Genomic DNA, 23,261 nt, shown 5'->3' with positions numbered 1-23,261 from the left:
TCGCGGTCAATCGTTACGGGTGGCCTTGAGGCGCCGTATGTCGAAGGACCATATGCCGCGCCCGTGGGTGGCGGCGTACAGCCTGCTGTCCGGGCCGAGGCGCAGCTGCAGCACGGCCGCGGTGGGCAGGTTGCGTCCTAGTACCTGCCACTTGGTGGCACCGGCGGGTCGGTAGAAGGTGGCCAGGTCGGTGCCGAGGGCGAGGCCGCCGTTCGGGAGCAGCTTGACGGTATTGGCGGGGACGTCGGGCAGGTTCGCGGAGATGTCCGTCCAGTCGGCGCCGCCGTTCTTCGACTCGAAGAGGTGGCCGACGCCGGCGCCGGGGCCTTCGGTCCACTTGCGGGAGAAGCCGTTGACCGCCACGTAGACGTGCTGGGCGTTGGCCGGGTCGACCTCGAAGCCGGAGATGTAGCGGTTGGGGAGGGTGCCGTCGGCCGGGAGGCTCAGCTGGTGCCAGCCGGTGCCTCCCCCAGACTCCGTCCGGGAGGTACCCCCAGCGGGGCCGACCGCGATGCCCCGGGTGAAGCCCTGGTTGTTGCAGGGTCCGCACCAGCCGACGTACACCGTGCCGCCCGAGGACGCCACGGCAGTGGCCACATGCCCGTCACCGAGGTCGTACGCGTTCTTCCACTCCGCAGCGGAACGGATCGCGAAGCCCTTGGTCTGCACCCACACATGCCGGCCACCGGCCACCCAGGTGTTGCTGTCCTTGGCGTCGGCGGTGATCGGGGCGATGAAGCGGGCACCCGCACCGCCCAGGTCCTTGTCCGGCGGCGCGACCTCGTACTCGGTGGCCTTGGACGGGTCCGTGGCCCACGAACCGTCGTTCACCCCGCAGTTCTGGGTGACCCACATGTCGAGGTAGACGTACTCCGCGGCGATATTGCAGCCGTTGGCGGGATCGGTGATCGTGTCGGCGCCGTCGCCGCCGAAGTCGGAGCCCATGACCCTGTCCCGGCCGCGCAGGATCGACTGGCCGTTGTCCTGCAAGCCACCGGTCACCGAGACGCCACCGTGGGTGAGGTCCTTGCCGACGCCCACCGAGTAGTACTGAAGGGTGTCGAGGGTGCCGTCATTGAGGGACTGCCAGTCCGTGGCGTGGCCTCCTGAGTCGACCGTGCCGTTGAGCGGGCGGCGGTAGATGCCGCCGTCGTTGCCGACGTATGCCCAGGTCTTGCCGTGATAGCTGCCGATCGCGACCGCGTGCTGGTCGGAGTGGGTGGTCGGCGAGCAGTCGCCGGTCTGCTTGGCCGGGTCGATGCTCCAGCAGGGGAAGGGGAAGTTCCAGTACGGGCCCGGTGTGGTCCAGCTGGTACCACCGTTCTTGGTCTCGAAGACCTCTTCCAGGCCCAGGTAGACATGGTCGGCGTTGGCCGGGTCGACCTGGAGGAACTGGTTGTACCAGGACTGGATGCCTGGCTGGTAGCCGGCACTCTGGAGCGCGGATCCCGATGCCTTGAGCTTGGTGTAGTCGGCGATCTGCGTCCACGGTCCGAACGGCGAGCCGTTCTTCGACACGTACACGCCCTTGAGGCCGCTGTCCGGGTTGGCGGCGGTCTGCGCCGGCGACTGGTCGATGGCGTACAGCCGCGAGCCATCGGCAGCGGCACCGAACGTCATATTGCCCACGTCGTCATGGCCGGTCGGCAGGACACCGAGCCCGCTGACCGGCTTCCAGCTCCCCTCGTCCTGCTTGGCGTACAGCCCGTTGTAGGTATCGCCACCGCGCCAGCCGACGGCGAGCAGGACCTTGGACGGATCCTTCGGGTCGACGGCGATGTCGTTGGCGATGTTCTTGTACGGCGCGCTCGGGTCGTCCGCTTTCGAACCGCCCGGTAGATAGTCCGGGTTGGGGGCGAACTCCAGCTTCCACGGCCCGGACAGGGTGGTGGTGGAGTGCGACCACACACCGCGGCTGGTCGCCGCCCAGACCTTGGTGCCCGCGAACCGCAGCGCATGGATGACGGTGCTCTCCAGCTCGGCGCCGCCCACCCGGCCGCCGGGCCGGAACTGCCCGTGCCGCGGGTCGTCCAGGACGTAGACGCCCGTGCCCACGAAGGACGTTGCCCCGGTGTTCGACTCGCCGGTGGCGTACCAGAGCCGCTTCGTGCCGTCCAGGGCGAGGGTGCCCGTCGACAGGGACGGCAGCTTGTCGGCGATCGGCTCCCAGTGCCCACCGCCGGTCTTCGACCGGAAGACGCCGCCGTTGGCGCCGCCCGCGTACACATAGCCCTGGTCGTCGGCGGCGATCCCGGTGATCCGGCCGGTCACCTTCCCGGCACCGCCGCTGGAGTTGGAATTCACATCGCGGTAGCGCGGGTCGTCGGCGTTGTACGCCTTCTTGGTGACGTGGTCCCAGTCGCCGTGCGTGTGCCGCATGGACTGGAGCTGCTGCCAGGCCGCCCCGTAGGCACCGGGCGCGACCACGCCGGGAGCCGTGCGCGCCTCCGTGAACTGGGCAGTGGCTTCGGCCGAGTTCTCCGCCTCGTCGGAGCCGTCGTCCCCGCTTCCGGGGGCGGCGACGGCGGATCGTCCGCCGTGGTGGTGCACCGCCTTGATGTGCTGGCGGCCGATATCGGCCTGGTGGCGTGCGTTCCAGGGCCGGGGTCCGGAGTCACCTGATGCCGCGAACGACTGGCTACTGACCAGCCCGAATGCGGCGGCTACGACGGTGCAGGCGATGAACCGCCGACGATGCCGTTGGGGCAACATGCCCTCTCCTCCCTGCGCCGGCTATGGGGGTGGCCCGACGCGGAGGAGATCTTGGCGTGTTCGCGACAGCACTGCGAAGGGGGTCGCAGGAAAAATGGTGGGGAGTTTACGCTTGCGGCCCGCATAGAACCAAACTTCCTGTTAATCACCTCTATTTGAGGCTATCGACAGTGATGCCGGAGATCAGGAGCGACCGGCTCTCGGCACCCCGAGCGAGTCCGGCAAGCCCCCTGATTCCCAAGCTCGGAGCGGGGGTTGGATTCCCGTCACCCGCTCCGGAGTTGACGCCCAGGTCGGAGACCTGGGCCTGGTGCGTTGTCCGGGCCGGTGCAGGCGTCCGGCGTCGGCTCCGCACCACGGCCCGGTCAGCCCGTGGGCAGGGTTTCGTGGGCCCAGCCCGCCAGGAGGCGCAGGGCGGTGTGGGAGGGGGAGTCTTCCTCCACGGTGTGGGCGATGAGGGCCTGGTCCGGGTCGTCGGGGAGGCGTAGCGTCTCGAAACCCAGGTCCAGTTCGCCGACGACCGGGTGCCGGTACACGTAGCGGCCGTGGGTCTTGTCCTTGAGGCGGTGCTCGGCCCAGGCCTCGCGGAACTCGGGGCTGGCGTCGGAGAGTTCGGTGAGCAGCTCGGCCGTCCGGGGGTCATCGGGGTGGCGTCCGGCGTCGAGCCGGAGGTACGCGGCCACGTCGCCGGCCTTGCCGCGCCAGTCGGCGTACAGGCCGCGCATCCCCTCGTCCAGGAACACCAGGCGGGCCAGGTTCCGCTGCCGCGGTGGCAGGGCGCCGAAGTCGGTGATGAGCGCGGCGGCGAGCCGGTTCCAGGCCAGTACGTCGGTGTTGCGGCCGACGATGTACGCGGGGACGTCGGCCGCCAGATCCAGCAGTCGGCGCAGCCCCGGCCGTACCCGTTGCGGCTGCGGAGGGTCGTCTCCGCGGTCCGCATCCGACCAGGGGCGCGCCAGGCGGTAGAAGTGCTCCCGCTCGACGGCGTCCAGCCGCAGCGCCCTGGCGACCGCGTCCAGCACGGCCTCCGAGAAGTGCAGGGTGCGGCCCTGCTCCAGCCGGACGTAGTGGTCCACGCTCACCCCGGCCAGCCGGGCGAGCTCCTCACGGCGCAGACCCGGGACCCTGCGGCGGCCTCCGTAGTCCGGCAGGCCCAGGTCCTCGGGGCGCAGCCGGGCGCGCCGGGAACGGAGGAACTCACCCAGTTCCGCACGTCGATCAAGTGTCATACGGGCAGTATTCCGGCTGCGGCCGGGGCCCGCTGCCCCCTTGCCTGGTCATGCCGTGCCCAGGCACCGGCTGCCACTGGGTGGGCCGGGCGCGGCGGAGCACAGTGGTGCTCGCCGGAACGGTTCCGGCCGAACAGAGAGCGCAACTGGCCGAGCAGAGAGCCCAATTGTGGCCCTTCTGGTGCCTCTTGTAGCTGACCACGTCTTATGGGAGTTCTTCGAAGTGACCACCACGCACCTGCCGACCCTTCCCCTCGGTGACACCGGTATGGACATCACCCGCGTCGGCTTCGGCTCCTGGGCGGTGTCCGGTCCAGGGTGGCGCTTCAGCTGGGGCGCCACCGATGACGCCGAGTCGGTGGCGGCCATCCGGCACGCCGTCGCCGCAGGCGTCAACTGGATCGACACCGCCGCGGTCTACGGGCTGGGCCACTCCGAGGAGCTGGTCGGCAAGGCCGTCAACGACCTGCCCGAGGCCGAGCGGCCGTATCTGTTCACCAAGGTCGGGTTGGTCTGGGACCCGGACAACCCGCAGGCCGCGCCCCGCCGCATCATGAAACCCGCGAGCGTACGCCGCGAGATCGAGGACTCGCTGCGGCGCCTGGGTGTCGATCACATCGACCTGTACCAGGTGCACTACCCGGACACCGGTGAGTCGCTGGAGTACGCCGGCGGCGGGTTCGGCGCCATCTCCCCGAACGCCACGCCGCTGGAGGAGTACTGGCAGGTCATGGCCGACCTGAAGGCCGAGGGCAAGGTCCGTGCCATCGGTCTGTCGAACCACTCGGCCCAGCAGCTGGAGGCCGCCGAGCGGATCGCCCACGTCGACGTCATCCAGCCGCCGTTCTCGGCGATCAACCGCTCGGCCGCACCCGAGATCGCCTGGGCCGCCGCCCACGGCACCGGGGTGATCGTCTACTCCCCGCTCCAGTCCGGCCTGCTCACCGGCACCTTCTCCGCCGAGCGCGTCGACCGGCTGCCCGCCGACGACTGGCGCACCGCCCACCACGACTTCACCACGGGGCTCGCCGCCAACCTCCGGCTGGCCGACGCGCTGCGCCCCGTCGCCGAGCGGCATGGTGCCACCGTCGCCGAGGTCGCCATCGCCTGGGCGCTCGCCTGGCCCGGCATCACCGGCGCCATCGTCGGGGCGCGCACCGCCCGCCAGGTGGACGGCTGGATCACCGCGGGCGCTGTGGAGCTGACCCGGGCCGACCTCGACGAGATCGCCACCGCGATCACCACGAGCCACGCGGGCACCGGTCCCGCCCGCCCGTAACCGCCGAGACCACGAGGAGACCACTGCGCATGTCCGTCATCGTCGTCGCCGAATGCCTGGCCGCTCCTGGCCAGGAGGACCGCCTCCGCACCGCCTTGGAGGCGATGATCGAACCGTCCCTGGAAGAGCCCGGGTGCATCGCCTACCAGCCGTACGCCGATCCCAATCGCCCGGCCCGGATGGTGATCGTCGAGGAGTGGGCCGCGTCCGAGGACCTTGCCGAGCACTTCACCACGCCGCACTTCCGGCACGTCCGGAAGGTGCTGGACCTGGTCCTCGCCGAGCCGATGACCCTCCGGAAACTGGTGGCGGCTCCGCTGGACACCCGCTGAGAACGACGACGGCCTCCGCTGCGCTCGCGGTGGAGGCCGTCGTCGGGTTGACGGGCGCTGCGGTGGGCAGGGCGACGGGTGATCTTTGTCAGCTTGCGCGTACGTCCTGGCGGATCGCGGTGGTCAGGACCCGTGAGCGGGAAGATCGCCCGGGTGCGGGTGGGAGCCGGGTGGTAGCTCGTTGACCGGGAATCGTGCCGGTAGCCCTGTCAGCACCCGTACGGCTTCTTCAGCGGCGATGGTCCGTACCGTCCTGACGGCTTCCTCGGAGTAGTAGGCGGCGTGGGGGGTGACGATCAGGTTGGGCAGTTCGAGGAGGGGGTTGGTCGGGCGCCATCCGCGCTGTTTCGCGGGTTCCTCCTCGATGTCGTCCAGCGCCGCGCCGGCGATCCATCCTTCGGTGAGCGCGTGGTGGAGTGCCGCGTCTTCCACGATGGGCCCGCGTGCGGTGTTGACGAGGATGGCGGTCGGCTTCATCCGGCGGAGCGTCGCGCGATCGAAGGTGTGGTGTGTCTGCGGGGTGAGCGGCGTTTGGACCACCACGTAGTCGGCACCTTCCACCAAGTCGGCGAAGGACCTCGGCCGGACCTGGGATTCCCGGATCTCGGACTGGTCGAGGAACGGGTCGTGTGCCCAGACTTCGACGCCGAATGCTTTTGCGCGTTCGGCGATGAGCCGTGCGATGGAGCCGAAGGACAGCAGTCCCAGCACCTGTCCCCGCAGTCTGTGGATGGGTTTTCCGGTCTTCCAGTGCCATTCGCCCTGTCGGGTCGCCCGGTCGTAACGGCAGATCTTGCGTGCGGCTGCGAGCCAGAGCGCGACGGCATGATCGGCGACCTCTTCGGCGCACCATTCGTTCGGTGCGTTCGTGACCTGGATTCCGCGTCGGGTCGCGGCGTCGACATCGACGATGTCCACACCAGTGCCGTAGCGGGCGATCACCCGGCAGCGGGTCAACGCGTCGATGGCACGGGAACCGACCCGCGCGTACTGGGTCAGGACGCCGCCGGCCTCTCGTCCCGCCTCGATCACCTCGTCCTCGCTCTTGCACTGCGCGGCAAGCAGCTGGAGCCCGGCGCCTTCGACGACGGCGCGTTCGATGTCCACATCGCCGAAGTCGTAGTCGGCGATCAGGATCGTTTCGCGGGAGTCAGTGCGAGTCACGAGGAATCCCCTTGGTGTGAACGAGGTCCTGGTACGACACGGCAAGCTCCAGGCAGCCCCCGCTGTCCAGTTGGCCGACCGTGGAACGGTAGATCTCCTGCCACGGTGTCTGGTGCTCCAGTGCCGGGGGTGTGTGGTCGGCCCACCGCGCGGCGATCTCCTCATCCGGCAGGAGGACGTCGACGCGCGCGTTGTCCAGGTCGATACGGATCCGGTCGCCGGTGCGCAGGATGGCGAGGTTGCCGCCGACCGCGGCCTCGGGGCTGGCGTTGAGGATGGACGGTGCGTCCGAGGTGCCGCTCTGCCGGCCGTCTCCGAGCGTGGGCAGCGAGGCGATGCCTCTCTGGATCAGCACCGCGGGAAGCTCCATGTTCACGACCTCGCCGGAGCCCGGATATCCGACGGGCCCGGTGTAGCGGATGACGAGGAGGCAGTCCTGGTCGATGCCCAGCTCCGGGTCCTCGATGCGGGCGTGATAGTCCTCGGGCCCGTCGAAGACGACGGCGCGGAAGTCGAACACCGACGGATCGTCGGAGTGTGGCAGGGCGCGGGCCCGGAAGTTGTCGGTGATGACCGACGTTTTCATGATCGCGGAGTCGAACAGGTTCCCGGTCATGACGAGCAGTCCGCCTCGTGCGGTGACGGGGTCGTGGACGGGTCGGATGACCGCCGGGTCGGCGGGCGGGGCATTCTCCAGGTTCTCGGCCACGGTACGGCCCGAGACGGTTACGGCGTCACGGTGCAGGTGCCCCGCTTCCAGCAGCGACCGCATGACTGCGGGGACACCGCCGGCGCGGTGGAAGTCCTCACCGAGGAACTCCCCTGCGGGAGCGAGGTTCACCAGCACCGGGATGTCGCGTCCGACGCGGTGCCAGTCCTGGTTGGACAGGTCCACCCCGACGTGACGTGCGATGGCGTTGATGTGGATGGGCACGTTGGTCGACGCGGCGATGGCCGATGCGACAACGATCGAGTTCTCGAAGGCCTGCCGGGTCATGATCTTGCGGGGGGGTCAGGTCCTCCCGCACCAGGGTCACCGCCCTGCGGCCTGTCTCGTAGGCGATTTGCGCCCGTTCGGCGTAGGGGGCGGGGATCGCCGCGCAGCCGGGCAGGGACATTCCCAGGGCCTCGGCCAGACTGTTCATCGACAGCGCAGTGCCCATCGAGTTGCAGTGCCCGATGCTGGGCGCGGAGGCGGTCACCCGTGCCATGTATTCGTCGTAGTCGATCTGCCCGCTGGCCAGGAGCCGCTTCGACTGCCAGATCACCAGCCCCGAGCCCGTCCGCATACCGTTGTGATAGCCGTTGAGCATAGGCCCCCCGGACAAGACGATCGCCGGGATGTTCACTGTCGCCGCCGCGGGTCAGGCAGGCAGGTGTGGTCTTGTCGCAGCCCGTCGTCAGAACCACTCCGTCAAGTGGATATCCGTAGAGCACCTCGACCAGTCCGAGATAGGCGAGGTTGCGGTCCAGCGCCGCGGTGGGGCGCTTTCCGGTCTCCTGCAACGGATGCACGGGAAACTCGAACGGAATGCCGCCACCGTCGCGGATCCCGGCCTTGATCCGGTCGGCGAGGAAGAGATGGTGCCGATTACAGGGAACCAGGTCGTTACCTGTCTGAGCGATTCCGATGATCGGTCGGCCCGACTGAAGTTCTCCCCGTGTGAAGCCGTAGTTCAGGAACCGCTCAAGATACAGAGCCGTCATCTCGGGATTTCCCGCATTGTCCCACCATGCCTGGCTGCGTAGCTCCCCCGCGGTGCGCTTCGTCGGTGACATGATTGACTCCTCGCTGACCGGTCCGGGCTTTCGCAACGCCGGGCATTACTGCGGCTCAGACAGAAGACCCCGGACATTCGCTGACGGTGTTCATTGGCCATCGCTGCGGATCACGACCACCGGACAGACGACCTGCTGGACGTCGTGCTGGGCCACCGATCCCAGGAGCAGCCCTGAGAAGCCCCCGAGATCTCGGCTGCCGATGACAAGCAGGGACGCACCGTGTGCTGCCTTGAGCAGGACGTCCGCTGCTGTGCCATAGCGCGCCTCGGCACGTCCTTCCACTGGTGGCGGCTCTCCCACGGCTTCCTCGACGATGTGCGTGAGGTTGCTGCGAGCCCGGGCCTTCACCGCTGCTTCGTCACTGCTCGACGGCGGCAACCAGCCGAGCGCGCCGTGGAACTGCGGAAGAGTCCAGGCAGTCAGTGCCTCCACCGTGCCGCTGGTGAGCTCGGCCTGACGCACGGCCCAGCGCAGGGCCTGCTTCGACGAGTCCGACCCGCCCACTCCGACCACCATGCGTTCTGTGTTCTGGTTCTGGGCGGCCATGGATTCCTCCTTGGCTCGCCGGTGGCGGGCGACGCGCTCGCACGAAAAATCGAGGCTGGTCCACGTCGACCGCCACCCGAGCTCACTGCGTGCCGTTACCACATGGTGGGACGTCTACGTGTGCGCCGAGCCTCTGCCCCGAGCCACGGGGAGGCCGGGCGGCGGGTATGGAAGGACATGAGGAACGCCTCACCCGAGCTCATGAAAGTGCGGAAGAAGTCGTGCGAGGGACAGATGCAAGGCACCTTCACCCTTCTTCCATGCTCACTCCGGTGACGGACCGGCGCCACTGGGGGCAGTACGGGGACCGCGGCGGCAGAAGATGAATACGGCACGACTGCCGAATGCCACGGTTCATGGAAGGCCGAGGAAATTGAGGAGGATCCGGCGCACCATGAACGCCATCGCGTTGTGCCGGTCGTTCAGGTTCAGCAGGTTCTGCCAGACCACGAGGAATTGTTGGCCGGTGTCGTCATGGGAGAGGATGGTCGCCTCGGAGGCGACTTTTCCTCCCGCATTGAGCGGCCCCAGCCCGATCTTGGTATGAGTGATCGTGAAGCCTGCGCCGAGACCGTTGAGGCCCGGTCGGGCCCCCGTGGTCAGGAATGAGGAGTCCGGGCCGGCCTGGGCCTCGGACAGGAGATCACGCATCTCCGAGGAAATACCATCGACGCTGCGCGAGTCCAGCGTTGCGCCTTCGATGAGCAGCGCGAGAAACCGTGTCATGTCGATGGTCGTGGTCGCCTGCGCCGAGGGGCCGTCGTTCACGGAGGGGACCCGGACGGCAGGAAAGGCGTCCGGGGGACCGGGCTTGAACGTCCCGGCCAGCCAGATCCCCCGGTTCACCGCCTGGTCGACGAAGAGGCCGGCCTTGGCCAGCAGCCCATTGATCCAGCTGTAACCGAGCGCTTTGATCGTGGCGGCTGCTTGGTCGTTGTTGCTGGGCACGATCATGCCTTGTACGTTCGCCGCAAAGGTGGGGTCGAACGACATCAGGCACCCGCCGCTCGCGAGACCCTGCGGCGAATCGAAGATCCGGGGATATTTGGGTACGCGCATCGCCTCGGTGATGCCCGGTTCGCTCAGGAAACGAGGGGCGGCCTTCTGGATGTCCGTGTTGAAGGCAGTTTGCAGGCCGTTGAACACCACGTTCGCAGAACAGTCACCCGCGGTGACGGCGAAATCGGAGGCGCTCTGCCGCAGTTCGAAGGCAGCGAGCATGGCCGCAACCTTCAGCAAGCTGGCCGAGAAATGCATCTCCGTGTCACGGAAACCGGCATAGGCGAAGGACGGGGAGGTGCCGGTCGGGTTCTGCACCGCCGCCACCGAGATGGGGCAATTCAGGTGCACGCCCGAAGCCGGAAAGGTAAGACCCGTCTGTGTCTGCGCTGCTGTCAGCGCCGCGCGCATCCCCAAGTCTTGTGTCAACAGATTGGGAAAGGGGTTGGGAAAGAGCATCGATTCCTCCTTGCTGCCCGCTTGCTGCCCGCCCCCCCCCATGACTATCCGCGCATGTAACGAGCGCAAAGGATTGTCTGCCGTGAAATAAACTGTGTCCCCATCCGGCTGCGAGCCTTTGATGTTGTATAAGCCCTTGATGAGCAGCATAGGAATGAGGGATCCCAAACGAGGGTCACGTTGAGCCGTTGCTCCACCATGGTGATGTCGCTCATCAGGGCGCGTCGCCCGCCCGCCCTGACGCCGGCCCACAACATGCCTACGGCGTTGTTCGTACCGGACCGCACGACGACCGAACCCGAGTCTCCGACCCCGACGAGGATGCCGTCCGGGCATTCCGACGGGATGGAGAAGATTTCGAATCGGTCGGCCATTGCATACCGATGCCCAGTCGGCGGGCCGCCCCACCGCCAGGGCACGGCCAGCTACGGGGTGCGGTGGGCTGGAAGACCCGATACCCGGTGTCACCGGAGACGTGATGGCAAGTCAGGCCCAGGAGAGTGTTGTCCTCGTTGCGCATGACCACCGCGCCGAGTGTGCCAATGGCCATATTTCCAGCGTCGCACCTTTGCGGCAAGCCGCAAACGCAGGCGGAACGGGGCGGCCTCGCCGGCCACTGCGTGCTCGGTGTCGGCCCTACTGCCAAGCATTCACGGTCACCGGCTCGGCGAGGTCCGCCGCCCTGCGGGCGTATGACTTCCGTCGGCGGGACCACCCGCCGGAACAGAGTTCACAACTCCTCCGGTACCAACCGTTCCACAAGATCCGTCATGCACGGCTCAACGAACCATCACGTCATCAAAGACGAGGTCTTGAGGCGCAACCCCAAGTCGGGTTCGTCGTGCAGCAGAAGCGCACTCCTACAGGACCCGAACCGGCAATGATCCACCTCACCGACCGCATGATGATCTCGGGCACTTCGCACGGGATCAGGGCCGACGAAGCGCAAGCCGCGCTCGCCGACCCGAACCTCGCACCCTGCGATTTCTGCCGGCCGGACACCGAGGTGGGTCTTGACGTGGCCTAATGGACCATGTTCCACATCTGGTACCGGTTGGTGTGGTTGTAGCAGGTGGTCTTGGCGACCGGGGCGCCCTGCGGGTGGCCTTGGTCCCACAGCAGCTGATTCCAGTGCCCGTCCTGCCCGCGATCAAGGCAGAGCACCTCGTTGAGGTTGGAGTCTGCCTGGTAGTTGGCGAACTGCCAACTGTTGCCAGGGTTGCCGGAGCTGTTACCGACCCAGGTCATGTTCCACTGGTCGTGGTAGTCGCTCGAATCGCACCCGGCCGCGCGGGTTGCGAACCAGCCACTGGGAGACGAGGCGGAATGCGACCACTGCACTCGCAGGCAGTTGCCCTCCTTGCGATGGACGATCTGCACCCGGTCGTAGTAGCCACCGACGTTGCTGTCGTAGGACACGACGTTCCACCGCTGCCACGGATTACCAGGCTGGCACGGATTGATGTAGACGTCGCCGCCGTTGGAGTCCAGGCAGTAGCCGGTGGCGTAGTCCTGCAGCATCACGTTGTACTGATAGGTGTTCGCTTGGGCGGTACCCGTCGTTCCCGCCACTGCCGCAGCCGCCAGCAGGCCGGCCACCAGCGCCGATCTCACCTTTAACTTCACCGACAGTCCCCTCTCCCCGTACCACAGTGGTACGCACGAGAACCCTGACAGGCGAGCGAACAGACGAATAGGGGACGGAAGGTCAAGAAACGGTTCATTCCACTCCCGGCGCCCGCGTGCTCAACCCGCCAGGAACTCCGGGTCTTCACCGCGCGCGGTGAAGACGCGATGTAGGGCCTGCCCCACCTCACGCAGGGGCCGCCGGAGTGTCTGGGATCGGCGTCGCGTGATCCCACGAAACGAGGGTGAGTCCGTCGAAGTCGGTGGGGGCCCCACGCTCCTCGCCAGCTGTGCGGACGGCCCATCCCTGTTCGGTCCGGGCGGGCTCGATCACGACTGCCTGATCGTCACCGATGCGGTCAGCCAAGAACTCCTCACAAAAGTGGTGGACTTGACCTGGTCAGAGGTCGGTGTAGCGCACGAGACCGCCAGGCAGCGGGACGCAGTCAGCCGCGTAATCGCACGCGACAACCCCGGCGACATCGGCGATCACCCCCGGGATACTGGTCGCCCATGGATGAGGTCACAGTCGTTGTCGCCCATTCCGAGCGCGCGACCCTGCGCGTCGGCGACGTGTTCTTGAAGGTGGACGCCGATCAGGCGCGCCTCGACGTCGAGGTCGAGGCAATGGCCCTCGCGCCGGTCCCGACCCCGAAGGTCCTGTGGCGCAAGCCGCCCGTGCTCGCGATCGCCGCACTCCCGGGGACGACGCTTGGGCGCCTCGGCGGACCATCGACCGGGTCGTCGGCGGCGTGGGCCGCGGCGGGCGCCGCCATCCGGAGGCTGCACGACGCGCCGCTGCCGCCCCGGCCGGGTCGGGCCGGCCGGAGCATCGTCGCGCTGGCGGCGGAACTCGACGACGAGTGCGAGTTGCTCGTGAGGAACGGCCTCCTGCCCGCTGACCTGGTCACCCACAACCGCCAAGTCGCCGAGGCCGCACTCCGGCCATGGACTCCGGCGTTCACGCACGGCGACCTGCAGATCGCGCACGTCTTCCTCGACGGCGACGAGGTCACGGGCATGATCGACTGGTCCGAGGCGGGCCAGGGTGACGCCCTGTACGACCTCGCCACCTTCACGCTCGGACACGAGGAGCACCTCGACGACGTCCTCGCCGGCTATGGCACCGACATCGACCTCGACGTGATCCACGCGTGGTGGTCGTTGCGAAGCCTGCTGGCAGTTCGCTGGCTGATCGAGCACGGCTTCGACCCGTTCGCGCCGGGCTGTGAGGTCGACGTGCTGAGATCCCGGATGTGAGGCGGCGCGCGGCCCGACTGCTACGGATGCGCTCTGACGCACCGAGCAGGCCATCCCCTGGGCTGATCGCCCGCCCTTGCTCTCGACAAAGTACGGTGCGCAGTCGTCGCCAGCAGATGACGGCGCAGCCGAGGTGACGAACGCGTGGTGGATATCGTCGCGGATCTCCCAGCGGGTACGCAGGCGGCGGAACCAGTGCAGCAGCGCGACCGCTCCTTCCACGACCCAGCGGCCCGCCTGGACCGGAGCCGTGCCCGGGGCCGCGCCGGGCGATGTGCGGGGTGAGCTGGAACCGGCTCCGGTCGGCGCAAGGGTGTCCCGGGGCGCAGGTAGTCCAGCGCGGCCCACAGCTCCTCGCGCTCCGCGTTCTTGCTGCACTTCTTGTCGGCGAAGATCCGCGCACATCCGGCAGCCTCCAGGGCAGCGACCTGCCGATCGAGCAGCTGGCCCCTGGGTGGATACCCGGGCGTATCCGATCCGGGCGCCGGCTGCGGACGCGGGGAGCGCCGCCAGGGGCGGCGAAAACTTGGTGTGCGGGGCCGACGGAACCGGGTAATGTCTTTGTCATGTTCTTCCAGACACCGATTCACGAGTGAGAGCGTGACGGGCCCCTGCGGACATCCTTCGACGTCGCCGCGCCCGTCCCCCACCGATGAATCCGTAGATCACTTCACATCAATCCGGGAGAACCCGTGAGCAAGAACATCAACAACCCCGTGGGCATGGGCGGCGGCCAGCGCAAGAAGCTGTCCCGCGCCGAACGGCAGAACAACGGTCCGCACCGCAACCTCGACCGCCAGGGTGCCGCCCACCAGAAGGCGGAGCTGGTCCGCAAGATGCGCGAGAAGACAGGCGCAGCTGAGGGCACCGGGCCGACGGGCGACGACACTGCACAGAGCTGACGCACCGCCGCCGCACGGCGGCACTGCACGGGGCAGGGCCCGGACCGCGACGCGCGGCCCGGGCCCTGCTGCCGTATCGGGCCCTGCTGCCGTACCGGGCGCGGCCGGTCCCGCTCAGCTCTCGGCCGACCACCCGGGAAAGCCGCAGATTCACCAGCCCCGTCACCGCCACCACCCCGAACTGCACCAGCAGCGTCACCACCACCGCGTCCCCCGTGCCCAGCCCGGGCGACGCCGCCCGGTAGAGCGTGCCGAGCGTTGCCACCCCCACGGCCGGCGAGGACTCCTGCGCGGTCACCATCACCCCGCTGCCCACCCCCGCCCGGTCCGCCGAAGAGCACGATCCGCAGCAGCCGCAGCAGCAGGGAGCTGGAAGCCCTGGCCCAGTCCGGCCAGCAGCAGACTGGGAAGCCGGTCCACGAACCCCAGGGTTGATGATGCTTTCCGCGCTTCCGGTCGCCGAACTGCGCGGTAGGCGGATGCACTCGCCCGAGAGATCTGCGAGGTCGATGTGCATATCCAGCGTCCGAATGGGGAGATCGATCTGCTGGACTGAGCAGTCCAGCCGGCTGGGACGATGTGGAGCAGGCAGCAGCTTCGGAGAACGTGCACCCACCGAGGGCTGGCGGCTTTCCAGCCCACTCCTGACGCGGGATGAGCAACGCGGAAGTTCGACTCCCCATCGACGGTGCAGCTCAGCACCGCGCACAGGTAAAGGTGCACATGGCACAGCACATCACCACGTGCAGATCCGAGGCGGCGAGGGCAGGTTCGGGGCTTTTCACCTCGCAGCACCATGGAGAACGGCGATCTCCGGCGCATCTCGTTGGCGATTTCGGCGGCGCTCCATCCAGTCTTCCATCGCGAACGAGACTTCCGCGAAAGCCAGGTCGATGGGGATCACTGGCCACAGCCAGTCTCAAACGACCTGGCAACGCGCTGGTCAGCAACCCACCACACGCCAGACGCAGCGCCACAGGACGGCAGGTCGCACCTGTACCTCGTGCGCGTGGAAACGCCGGCGCCTGGAAGGCCACGGCCACGCCGGGAACAACTGGGCCGGTCAGCACAGTTGCATCGACCGAGGGACCGGCGCCGCACGGGCGGGGAGCACGGAGACCACGAGGTCGTCCGCCCCACCGGGATCCGGGCCCCAGGATCGCGGTACGCCCGCCGCGCGCTCGGACCAAGACGTATTTCTGCAGGAGGAATGTTTCATGACTGACCGGCCCTTGACGCTCATGGCAGTACACGCCCACCCCGACGACGAGGCCACCGGAACCGGAGGGGTTCTCGCGCGGTACGCGGCGGAGGGCATCCGCACGGTTCTGGTGACGTGTACCGACGGCGGTTGCGGTGACGGACCGGGGGGTGTCAAGCCGGGCGATCCCGGGCACGATCCGGCGGCCGTCGCCTTGATGCGCCGTCAAGAACTCAAGGCGGCCTGTGACGTCCTGAAAGTCAGCGATCTGGAGATGCTGGACTATGCCGACTCCGGGATGATCGGCTGGCCGAGCAACGACGCTCCCGGATCCTTCTGGCAGACACCCGTGGAGGAAGGCGCTGCCCGACTCGCGGAACTCATGCGGCACTACCGACCCGATGTGGTCGTCACCTACGACGAGAACGGCTTCTACGGCCACCCCGACCACATCCAGGCCCACCGCATCACGATGGCGGCGCTGGAGATGACCGCGCTGACACCGAAGGTGTACTGGACGACGATGCCCCGCTCGGGGATGCAGCGGTTCGGGGAGATCATGCGCGAGTTTCATCCGGACATGCCGGAGCCGGATCCTGCCGAGGCCGCCGCGATGGCCGAGATCGGCCTCCCCGACGATGAGATCACCACGTGGGTGGACACCACCGCATTCAGCGGTCAGAAGTTCGATGCCCTGGCCGCGCACGCCAGTCAGGGGGAGAACATCTTCTTTCTCAAGATGGGCAAGGAGAGGTTCAGCGAGTTGATGAGCATGGAGACCTTCGTACGCGTCAAGGACGCCACCGGCGCGACCGTACCCGAGAACGATCTCTTCGCCGGACTGCGCTGATGGCGCGATCGAGCGGGTCACACACCCGAAGGCTCGTCCACCCGAGTTCCGCTCCGGGAGCCCGCATCCAGGCACCAGCCGGCCGCATCGACGCGTGCCCGCGCCCGCAGGGTGGGTCCCCCGGGTCCTGCGCTTGCGGGTAGCGGGGTGTAGCGGCTCCCCGTACGCGCGGGATTGCGACCGTGGGAGCTGCGCATCACCACTGGGGCCGGTCCCCCACGTATGACGCGAAGAGCTGAAGGAGCCAGGTGCCGGTCCGTTAGCGTGAGCTCACGACCGGTCTCGTCCGGACGGATCCAGAACGGCCGTATGCGCTGCGAGGACGGTCGCTAGGAGTTGTCCTGCCTGGTAGGACTCGGCGGTCCATCTACCAGGACCGCCGCGCCCACGTCTGGGACAACACCGACGACACCGCCACACTGCGCAACGACCACCGCCGCATCGTCGACGCCCAGAGCTGGGGACGCCACGGTCACTGACCCGCCCTGAACCGGCCGGTGAGCTGTGCCGCTCACCGGCCACCAGGTGCGCCGCAGGCCCGGGCCTGCGGCGCACCGCTGCGTCCGGTCGTTCGGCTGCATGGTTCGGTTCCTCCTTCTCAGCGCAGTTGCTCGGCCAGTCCGACGATGATGCCCTCCGGGCCGCGGAGGTAGCAGAGCAGATAGCTGTCCTCGAAACGGGCAATTTCGCCGACAAGTTCGGCGCCGTGAGGGCGCAAGCGGGCAACCGTGTCCTCGATGTCGTCGACGGCGAACATCACGCGGTGCGTGCCCAGAATGTTGTGCGGCCGGTTGCGCGGCCCGGCGCTGATCGCCGCGGGGCTGCGGTACTTCGCCAGCTCGATCCGGCTGTGACCGTCCGGGGTCCGGACCATCGCGATGTCACAGCGGACGCCGTCGAGTCCGGTGCACTGGTCGGCGAAGAGACCCTCGACCTCCGCCCTGCCCTCCAGCTCCATACCGAGTTCCACGAAGAACCCGATGGCGGCATCCATGTCCTCGACGACGATGCCGACGTTGTCCATCCGCTGAATCGCCATGCTGATTTCTCCTTCTTCCTCATGCGGCCGGTGGTGGCCGCTGATGCCTTGGGACGGAGCCGGTGGCACGTTCTCGACATCCTCAGACCGCCGAACTCCGAAAATCTGGATCGCGCCTCAGCACCGCTACACAGACCCGCGAGCAAGGAGGACAGGCACGAGACGCGCGATTCGTGACCATAACGTTGCCTGCTCAACAACCGGCGGACCTTTCTATCCGCGAGGGCCGTGCGGACAGCGGATCTGTGAGCGATGATCCCGCCATGACGAGCCTCCCCTGGCGCCCGGTGCGCACCCTCGAACTGAACGACAAGCTGATCCCCGACCCCAACGCCCAGCACATCAAGCTCGACCGACTCCACAGCGTGCGAGTCGCCATCGACGGTTCCTTCCTCCACATCGATCCGCGGCCGGCGGACGAATGGAAACAGCCGGGGGAGTTCACCATCTACACGGTTCCGGCGAGCAACGTCCTGGTCATGGAGTCCCAGGAGCAGGTGAAGTCCGGCAAGGTCGTCGGATTCTGAGGCTTGGGCCCTGCATCTCGCCCCTGCTTCGGCAGGCGGCGGGGTGCTTCGTCGTACCGGCTTGCGGATTCCCACTGAAGGTCTGGTGGTGAGACGGTTCGGCACGCTGGGTAGCCTGTCGCTGCCTCGACGAGCCTGGGAGGGCCACCCGGGCCGTCGACGTCATGATGAGCGGCCTGACCCTGGCCAACGTCGTCGGCGTGCCGATCGGCTCGTTCGTCGGCCAGTACACCGGCCGGCGCGGCCCCCTCTGGGCCCTGGCCGTTCTCGCCGCCCTGGCTGCCGTGTTCGTCGGCCGGTTCATCCCCCGCCACGCAGCAGCGGGCCGACTTCGTCGCCAACGCCGGCGGCGTTGTCGCCGCCGCGTTCGCCATGGACGCCCGTTACTCCGGCTTCCGGCCCGAGACCCCCACCATTTTCCGAACGTGGAGTCACCCCGGGTCGAGGGAATCTCGCCGTCGTGGTTGCTCACCGGAGACAACCGAGCCGCGGCCGAGCGCAGCAGCAGGACGGCGTCAGCCGATGGGCAGCCGCCATGTGCCGGCATCAGCGGTGCACTCGCCAGCGAGCCGAGGTGCTGCATTGTGCGGTGGCGACCGGGCACCACGGTCGCCACCGACGTCAGAAGTGAAGCCCGCCAGAAGGAACTCACCCACACGGCATACCACTTCGAGCTGGAGTGCCGGTGGCACGGCACGGAGTCGCTCCCCCGTACCACTGCACCGAGGCCATGTGAGCTGCCTCACCCAGCTCCGTCCGCTCCGACACACGAACTGCCTGGCCGGCACCCCTCTCCCCCGGTCCGCCCCCGCTTGTTGGCCGGATACGTCAGTAATCTGTCATTGCAGCCAGTGCGCTGTTCCATACAGGCTGTGACTGTGTTGGAACGACGTGTTGTTGTGGTGGTGTACGCGGGGGCGATGGCCCTGGACATCACCGGACCGATCGAAGTGTTCGATACCGCCAACCGGCTCCTCGACCCGTCGGGCGCCCCCTACCGTGTCGACTTCGTCTCCGCCGACGCACCGCTGGTGCGCACGAGTTCAGGGGTGGTGGTGGCTGCCGCACCCCTGAACTCGGGACAGGGGCCGATCGACACACTCCTCGTACCGGGCGGCTGGAGTCTCCAGAACGCACTGCGGGACCGGGTACTGGTCTCCTGGATCCGCGGGGCGGCAGCACGGTCTCGCAGAGTCGCCTCCGTATGCGGCGGATCCTTTCTGCTGGCGGAGGCGGGCCTCCTCGACGGCAGGCGCGCCACCACCCACTGGGCGTACAGCGAAGCGATGGCGTGCCGCTATCCGGAGGTGACGGTGGACGCCGAGCCGATCTTCGTCTGGGACGGCCGCTTCGTGACCTCCGCGGGCGTGTCGACAGGCATCGACATGGCGCTGGCTCTGGTGGAGGCCGATCACGGTGCGGCGCTCGCCCTGGAGACGGCACGGTTTCTGGTGCTGTTCCTCAAGCGACACGGAGGGCAGTCCCAGTACAGTGCCGTCCTCGACGCCCAGTTGGCCGATCATCCGCCGATCAGGGCAGCGCAGGAGTGGATTCTGGGCCACCTGCACACCCCGCTCCCCGTGGCCGAGCTCGCCCGGCAGGCCAACATGAGTGAGCGCAACTTCGCCCGGGTCTTCCGGCGCGAGGTGGGCACGACACCCGGACAGTACGTCGAGCGGACCCGCATCGCCCGGGCTCGCGAACTGCTGGAGACGACCGAACTGGCGATCAGCCAGATAGCCGGCCGTTGCGGATTCGCCGCCCCCGAGACCTTCTTCCGCTCCTTCGCACGCACCCTGGGACTCACCCCCAAGGAATACCGACACCGCTTTCAGGTCATCTCGCCGGCCGGCCTCGTCGACCGGCACCACGAGAGGGACAGGAACTCTTTATGACCGGCACGACCTCCCACCCGCGAGACGCGGATACGGCACGCCTGGCCGACCATCTGGTCGCGGAACTCGCCGGGGCCGGCGTCTCCCACGTATTCGGCGTCGGCGGCGCGAACATCGAGGACCTGTACGACGCCGTGCACCGCAGCGACGCCGTCCGCGGCGTCGTCGCCAAGCACGAGTTCTCCGCCGTCACCATGGCCGACGGATACGCACGCACCACCGGGCGCCTCGGCGTCGTTGCCACCACCTCGGGCGGCGGGGCGATGAATCTCGTACCGGGCCTGGCGGAGGCCCATGCCTCGCGGGTGCCGGTGCTGGCACTGGTGGGTCAGCCGCCGACCGACCAGGAGGGCCGCGGGGCGTTCCAGGACTCCAGCGGCAAGGCAGGGGCCTTCGACGCCCGGGAGGTGTTCGCCCCCGTCTCCCGGTTCTGCGCCCGGGTGGACGACGCGGAGTCGCTCGTCGAGTTGCTGCCCCGGGCAGTGGCGGCGGCGCAGTCCGATCCCCGTGGGCCGGCTGTGCTGTTGCTGCCCAAGGACGTGCAGCAGGCGCGCATCCGGGTGCCCGGCCGCGGCGCGGCCGCTCCCCCGGGCGCGCCGGCACCGTCGGCATCGGTGGCACGGCTCGACAAGGCCGTCCTTACCACCGTGTCGGAGGCCCTTCGCGAGGCCGGCCGCGTTCTCGTCATTGCCGGTGAGGACGTCGCCGCCGCCGACGCGCGTACGGAGTTGGCCGAACTGGCCCGGCGCCTCGGGGCGTGGGTGGCGGTCACCCCGGATGCCAAGGACGTCTTCGACAACCGTGATCCCCGATTCGCAGGCGTAGCGGGGGTGATGGGCCACACCAACGTCGAGGAGTGTCTGCGGCGGGCCGACGTATGCCTGCTGGTCGGTACCCGACTGCCGCTCATGGCACGCGGCGGACTCGACCGGGTCCTGGCCACCACCGACGTCGTCTGCCTCGGCCCCGAACCGCCGTTCGTGGCAGGCACCGCGCTGGGCGGAAACCTGCGGAACGCGCTGCGCGCAGTGACCGCCCTCCTGCCACCCCGCCCACGTCCCTGTCCCCCGCACGCCGGTCCTCTCCCCACCCCCATGCCGGGCCCGCTCTCCCAGGCGCGTGGGCGACCCCTCCCCTACCGTCAGGCGGTCGCCGCGGTGGAGGCGGCTCTCCCCCAGGACGCACACGTCTTCGTGGACGCCGGCAACGCGGGGGCCAGCGCCGTCCATCTGCTCCCGGCGCCGCGCCACGGCCGCTTCGTGGTGGCGGTCGGCATGGGCGGCATGGGCTACACCTTCGGTGCCGGCATCGGCGCCGCGCTCGCCACCGGCCGACGCACCTACGTCCTCGCCGGGGACGGGGCGTTCTTCATGCACGGGATGGAAGTGCACACCGCCGTGGAGTACGCCGCCCCCGTGACCTTCGTGATCTTCAACAACAATGCCCACGCCATGTGCGCGCTGCGCGAGGAGTTCTTCCAGGGCGGCGTCCGCGACGACGACCTGTTCGCCCGGACCGACCTCGCCGCGGGAGTGGCCGCCGCCTTCCCGTCCCTCGATGCCACGGGCGCCGGCGACGCGGCGCAGCTGCGCACGGCGCTGCTGCGCGGCAATGCGGGCGGCGGCCCGGCGTTCGTCGCGGTGGACTGCGACCCGCGGGAGATCCCACCGTTCCTTCCCTTCCAGTCCTTCACCGACAGCACCGGCGAGACCGCCGTCACCGAGAGCACCCACCGCACCGAGAGCAAGGAGAGTTCGGATGAGCGAGGAGTCGTCCACGTTGGCTGACATCCCCGGCCTGCTGCGGATCGAGAACGCCGGCAAGGAGGAACTGACCGCCCACTGCATGGAGCTCACCCACGCCGTCTACCCCCACCATCAGGTCTACGGGCAGTACTGCACCCTCCACGAATACGTCGACTGCCCCCCGGAGGCGGCGTACGACTACCTGCGCCAGGGGCATCACCTGGAGGAATGGACCTGCAGCCTGCGGGACTTCGCGCCCTCCGGCACACCGGGGCTGTGGGTCGGCCACGACCGGCTGGAGGACGACACCAGGATCTACTGCGAGGTGTTCGCCAACCCCGACGCCATGACCGTGGACTACCACTGCTCCTGGGACCAGGGCGAGAAGCTGTGGATGATCTACCTGATGCGCATCGTCCCGGCGCAGCTGGTGCTGGACAAGCCGGGTTCGGTGATCACATGGACCAATTGCCGGCACCCCTACTACGACGCCAACCCTCATCCCGAGAGGGCGCCCCGCCCGGACCGGCCCTGGGTGGGCGACTACTGGGACCTCTTCTACGCAGGGCACACCCTGGAGATGAACAACCTCAAGGCGATCCTGGAACACCGCCACCGCAACGGCCTGCCGGTCAGCGTGGCTCCGTCAAGGGCGGTGGCGCAGTGAAGACGGTCAGCCTCACCGACGTCGCGAGCTACCTCCCCGGCGAGCCGGTGCCCGCGGAGTTCTACACCGAGTACCCCGGAGCCGAGGACAAGCTACGCGACCACCCCATGTTCAAGGTCCCGCCGTTACGGCACCACGTGGCCTCGGACGAGACCAACGCGGACATGGTCGAACGCGCCGTACAGCCTCTGATCGAACGACACGGCAGGGAAGAGATCCGAGGCGTCGACGTGCTGTTGGTGCACAGCCAGTTGCCGGACCTGCCGTTCGTGGGCGCCGGCACCGAAGTGGCGCGCCGACTGGGCCTGAACCCGGAGTGGCTCGTCGACGTGGCCAACGCGGGCTGCGCCTCCTTCGTGTACATGCTGAAGCTGGCGCGGCAGATCCTCACCACCACCGACGCGAAGACCGCCTTGATCTGCAATGCCCAAAGCGCCGCGGGCCAGTGGTTCACCCAGTCCCAGGTGCGCCGGCTCGCCCAGGCCGCGGTTCCGGGCGACGGCTGCGGGGTGGGGTATGTGACGACGTCGTCCGACGCACCGGTGCTCGACGTGGAGACCCGGCACATCGGCAGTTACGCAGGGGACATGACCGTAGCGGTCGACGACGGCCGGAAGTACTGGGAACCGGGAGAGTCCCAGCTGCGGATCGGGTTCACCGACGCCAGCGTCGCCAAGGTCCTGGCGCGCGGGAACCGCCTCGTTCCTGAGGTGGTCACGGACCTGTGCCGGCGGCTCGGCGTGGCGCCCACCGACATCGACGTCCTCATCACCAACCAGCCCAACCGCACTTTCCTGCGGAACTGGCGGGAAGCGCTACAACTGCCGGCCGAACGCCACCTGCACACCTTCGACGAGTACGGAAACCTCTTCGGCGCGGCGATCCCCATCACCCTGGACCGCGCGATCAGCTCGCGGCAGGTCGAGGACGGCGACCTGGTGGTGCTCGCAGGATTCGCCCACGCGGGCGACTTCGCAGGTGCCGTCGCCGTCCGCTGGCACGGTGCACGGTCCTGAGCGGCGCCGGGAAGAAGATCCAAGGACAGCC

20 protein-coding genes and 3 pseudogenes are annotated in these 23,261 nt (G+C 68.3%); 11 read left to right on the top strand and 12 right to left on the bottom strand.

The annotated features are described in order from the left end of the window. Positions 1 to 6 precede the first annotated feature (6 nt). Positions 7 to 2,712: a beta propeller repeat protein gene (locus tag ACZ7MX_RS23420; protein ID WP_472135002.1), complete on the bottom strand. Its 2,706-nt coding sequence runs from the start codon at positions 2,710 to 2,712 to the stop codon at positions 7 to 9. 365 nt (positions 2,713 to 3,077) lie between these two features. Next, positions 3,078 to 3,941, bottom strand: coding sequence for a helix-turn-helix transcriptional regulator (locus ACZ7MX_RS23415; RefSeq protein ID WP_472135000.1), 864 nt, complete (start codon positions 3,939 to 3,941; stop codon positions 3,078 to 3,080). A gap of 223 nt (positions 3,942 to 4,164) precedes the next feature. Here ACZ7MX_RS23415 and ACZ7MX_RS23410 point away from each other — a divergent pair, with 223 nt between their 5' ends. Both ACZ7MX_RS23410 and ACZ7MX_RS23405 read left to right on the top strand, forming a co-directional pair. Continuing rightward, positions 4,165 to 5,220 (top strand): aldo/keto reductase, encoded by a 1,056-nt coding sequence (locus ACZ7MX_RS23410; RefSeq protein WP_472134998.1) that lies wholly within the window; start codon positions 4,165 to 4,167, stop codon positions 5,218 to 5,220. 29 nt (positions 5,221 to 5,249) lie between these two features. Then, positions 5,250 to 5,552 (top strand): putative quinol monooxygenase, encoded by a 303-nt coding sequence (locus ACZ7MX_RS23405; RefSeq protein WP_472134996.1) that lies wholly within the window; start codon positions 5,250 to 5,252, stop codon positions 5,550 to 5,552. A 123-nt stretch (positions 5,553 to 5,675) separates the two neighbouring features. Here ACZ7MX_RS23405 and ACZ7MX_RS23400 read toward each other — a convergent pair whose 3' ends face one another. The 6 genes and pseudogenes from ACZ7MX_RS23400 to ACZ7MX_RS23375 all read right to left on the bottom strand — a co-directional run bounded on the left by ACZ7MX_RS23400 (position 5,676) and on the right by ACZ7MX_RS23375 (position 10,652). Continuing rightward, complete coding sequence (locus ACZ7MX_RS23400; RefSeq protein WP_472134994.1) at positions 5,676 to 6,716, bottom strand: C-terminal binding protein; 1,041 nt, start codon at positions 6,714 to 6,716, stop codon at positions 5,676 to 5,678. After that, complete coding sequence (locus ACZ7MX_RS23395; protein ID WP_472134992.1) at positions 6,703 to 7,713, bottom strand: dihydroxy-acid dehydratase domain-containing protein; 1,011 nt, start codon at positions 7,711 to 7,713, stop codon at positions 6,703 to 6,705. The genes ACZ7MX_RS23400 and ACZ7MX_RS23395 overlap by 14 nt, the downstream gene beginning before the upstream one ends. A 73-nt stretch (positions 7,714 to 7,786) precedes the next feature. After that, a pseudogene (locus ACZ7MX_RS23390) lies at positions 7,787 to 8,029 on the bottom strand (dihydroxy-acid dehydratase domain-containing protein); the annotation flags it as partial. A gap of 109 nt (positions 8,030 to 8,138) precedes the next feature. Further along, a pseudogene (locus ACZ7MX_RS23385) lies at positions 8,139 to 8,423 on the bottom strand (dihydroxy-acid dehydratase domain-containing protein); the annotation flags it as partial. Positions 8,424 to 8,585: 162 nt separating this feature from the next. Beyond that, on the bottom strand, positions 8,586 to 9,044 hold the full coding sequence (locus ACZ7MX_RS23380; protein ID WP_472134990.1) for a universal stress protein: 459 nt from the start codon (positions 9,042 to 9,044) through the stop codon (positions 8,586 to 8,588). Positions 9,045 to 9,398: 354 nt separating this feature from the next. After that, entirely contained in the window at positions 9,399 to 10,652 is a 1,254-nt protein-coding gene (locus ACZ7MX_RS23375; protein ID WP_472134988.1) for a hypothetical protein, read from the bottom strand. A 328-nt stretch (positions 10,653 to 10,980) separates the two neighbouring features. On the opposite strand from ACZ7MX_RS23375, the gene ACZ7MX_RS23370 reads away from it, so the two are divergent. Further along, on the top strand, positions 10,981 to 11,529 hold the full coding sequence (locus tag ACZ7MX_RS23370; RefSeq protein WP_472134987.1) for a DUF6233 domain-containing protein: 549 nt from the start codon (positions 10,981 to 10,983) through the stop codon (positions 11,527 to 11,529). Here the strand turns inward: ACZ7MX_RS23370 and ACZ7MX_RS23365 are convergent. Together ACZ7MX_RS23365 and ACZ7MX_RS23360 are read right to left on the bottom strand one after the other, a co-directional pair. Beyond that, positions 11,526 to 12,128, bottom strand: coding sequence for a hypothetical protein (locus tag ACZ7MX_RS23365; protein ID WP_472134985.1), 603 nt, complete (start codon positions 12,126 to 12,128; stop codon positions 11,526 to 11,528). The two genes, ACZ7MX_RS23370 and ACZ7MX_RS23365, sit on opposite strands and share 4 nt — an antisense overlap. A gap of 187 nt (positions 12,129 to 12,315) precedes the next feature. Further along, complete coding sequence (locus tag ACZ7MX_RS23360; RefSeq protein WP_472134983.1) at positions 12,316 to 12,495, bottom strand: type I-E CRISPR-associated endoribonuclease Cas2; 180 nt, start codon at positions 12,493 to 12,495, stop codon at positions 12,316 to 12,318. Between the two features lie 146 nt (positions 12,496 to 12,641). On the opposite strand from ACZ7MX_RS23360, the gene ACZ7MX_RS23355 reads away from it, so the two are divergent. Next, complete coding sequence (locus ACZ7MX_RS23355; protein WP_472134981.1) at positions 12,642 to 13,388, top strand: phosphotransferase family protein; 747 nt, start codon at positions 12,642 to 12,644, stop codon at positions 13,386 to 13,388. Positions 13,389 to 13,482: 94 nt separating this feature from the next. On the opposite strand, the pseudogene ACZ7MX_RS23350 reads toward ACZ7MX_RS23355, so the two are convergent. Further along, positions 13,483 to 13,674, bottom strand: a pseudogene (locus ACZ7MX_RS23350) (IS5/IS1182 family transposase); the annotation flags it as partial. A gap of 406 nt (positions 13,675 to 14,080) precedes the next feature. On the opposite strand from ACZ7MX_RS23350, the gene ACZ7MX_RS23345 reads away from it, so the two are divergent. Then, on the top strand, positions 14,081 to 14,290 hold the full coding sequence (locus ACZ7MX_RS23345) for a DUF6243 family protein (RefSeq protein ID WP_472134979.1): 210 nt from the start codon (positions 14,081 to 14,083) through the stop codon (positions 14,288 to 14,290). A gap of 1,217 nt (positions 14,291 to 15,507) precedes the next feature. After that, positions 15,508 to 16,341, top strand: coding sequence for a PIG-L family deacetylase (locus tag ACZ7MX_RS23340; RefSeq protein WP_472134977.1), 834 nt, complete (start codon positions 15,508 to 15,510; stop codon positions 16,339 to 16,341). Between the two features lie 598 nt (positions 16,342 to 16,939). Here ACZ7MX_RS23340 and ACZ7MX_RS23335 read toward each other — a convergent pair. Then, positions 16,940 to 17,380, bottom strand: a complete 441-nt coding sequence (locus tag ACZ7MX_RS23335; RefSeq protein ID WP_472134976.1) for a VOC family protein — start codon at positions 17,378 to 17,380, stop codon at positions 16,940 to 16,942. Positions 17,381 to 17,643: 263 nt separating this feature from the next. Between ACZ7MX_RS23335 and ACZ7MX_RS23330 the strand changes: the two genes are divergently transcribed. The 5 genes from ACZ7MX_RS23330 (at position 17,644) to ACZ7MX_RS23310 (ending at position 23,230) form a co-directional block, all read left to right on the top strand. Beyond that, the gene (locus ACZ7MX_RS23330; RefSeq protein ID WP_472134974.1) at positions 17,644 to 17,907 is read left to right on the top strand and encodes a hypothetical protein; all 264 of its coding nucleotides are present in this window, start codon (positions 17,644 to 17,646) and stop codon (positions 17,905 to 17,907) included. An 878-nt stretch (positions 17,908 to 18,785) separates the two neighbouring features. Continuing rightward, complete coding sequence (locus tag ACZ7MX_RS23325; RefSeq protein ID WP_472135101.1) at positions 18,786 to 19,802, top strand: GlxA family transcriptional regulator; 1,017 nt, start codon at positions 18,786 to 18,788, stop codon at positions 19,800 to 19,802. After that, positions 19,799 to 21,589, top strand: coding sequence for a thiamine pyrophosphate-binding protein (locus tag ACZ7MX_RS23320; protein ID WP_472134972.1), 1,791 nt, complete (start codon positions 19,799 to 19,801; stop codon positions 21,587 to 21,589). Before ACZ7MX_RS23325 ends, ACZ7MX_RS23320 begins: the two co-directional genes overlap by 4 nt. Continuing rightward, a complete protein-coding gene (locus ACZ7MX_RS23315) occupies positions 21,561 to 22,214 on the top strand; it encodes an SRPBCC family protein (RefSeq protein WP_472134970.1) in 654 nt (217 codons plus the stop codon). Before ACZ7MX_RS23320 ends, ACZ7MX_RS23315 begins: the two co-directional genes overlap by 29 nt. Next, positions 22,211 to 23,230, top strand: coding sequence for a 3-oxoacyl-ACP synthase III family protein (locus tag ACZ7MX_RS23310; protein WP_472134968.1), 1,020 nt, complete (start codon positions 22,211 to 22,213; stop codon positions 23,228 to 23,230). Before ACZ7MX_RS23315 ends, ACZ7MX_RS23310 begins: the two co-directional genes overlap by 4 nt. The last annotated feature ends 31 nt before the right edge of the window (positions 23,231 to 23,261 follow it).

It is taken from the genome of Streptomyces sp. NPDC107765, from assembly GCF_055657085.1.
Note: the sequence above shows the minus strand (reverse complement) of the source record. Positions and strands in the feature narration are given on the sequence as shown.

Excerpts from the sequence above, each read along its gene's own strand:
- ACZ7MX_RS23420 (WP_472135002.1), bottom strand. The coding sequence starts at position 2,712 with ATGTTGCCCCAACGGCATCGTCGGCGGTTCATCGCCTGCACCGTCGTA.
- ACZ7MX_RS23415 (WP_472135000.1), bottom strand. The coding sequence starts at position 3,941 with ATGACACTTGATCGACGTGCGGAACTGGGTGAGTTCCTCCGTTCCCGG.
- ACZ7MX_RS23405 (WP_472134996.1), top strand. The coding sequence starts at position 5,250 with ATGTCCGTCATCGTCGTCGCCGAATGCCTGGCCGCTCCTGGCCAGGAG.
- ACZ7MX_RS23395 (WP_472134992.1), bottom strand. The coding sequence starts at position 7,713 with ATGACCCGGCAGGCCTTCGAGAACTCGATCGTTGTCGCATCGGCCATC.
- ACZ7MX_RS23380 (WP_472134990.1), bottom strand. The coding sequence starts at position 9,044 with ATGGCCGCCCAGAACCAGAACACAGAACGCATGGTGGTCGGAGTGGGC.
- ACZ7MX_RS23375 (WP_472134988.1), bottom strand. The coding sequence starts at position 10,652 with ATGCTGCTCATCAAGGGCTTATACAACATCAAAGGCTCGCAGCCGGAT.
- ACZ7MX_RS23370 (WP_472134987.1), top strand. The coding sequence starts at position 10,981 with ATGGCAAGTCAGGCCCAGGAGAGTGTTGTCCTCGTTGCGCATGACCAC.
- ACZ7MX_RS23355 (WP_472134981.1), top strand. The coding sequence starts at position 12,642 with ATGGATGAGGTCACAGTCGTTGTCGCCCATTCCGAGCGCGCGACCCTG.
- ACZ7MX_RS23340 (WP_472134977.1), top strand. The coding sequence starts at position 15,508 with ATGACTGACCGGCCCTTGACGCTCATGGCAGTACACGCCCACCCCGAC.
- ACZ7MX_RS23335 (WP_472134976.1), bottom strand. The coding sequence starts at position 17,380 with ATGGCGATTCAGCGGATGGACAACGTCGGCATCGTCGTCGAGGACATG.
- ACZ7MX_RS23330 (WP_472134974.1), top strand. The coding sequence starts at position 17,644 with ATGACGAGCCTCCCCTGGCGCCCGGTGCGCACCCTCGAACTGAACGAC.
- ACZ7MX_RS23320 (WP_472134972.1), top strand. The coding sequence starts at position 19,799 with ATGACCGGCACGACCTCCCACCCGCGAGACGCGGATACGGCACGCCTG.
- ACZ7MX_RS23315 (WP_472134970.1), top strand. The coding sequence starts at position 21,561 with ATGAGCGAGGAGTCGTCCACGTTGGCTGACATCCCCGGCCTGCTGCGG.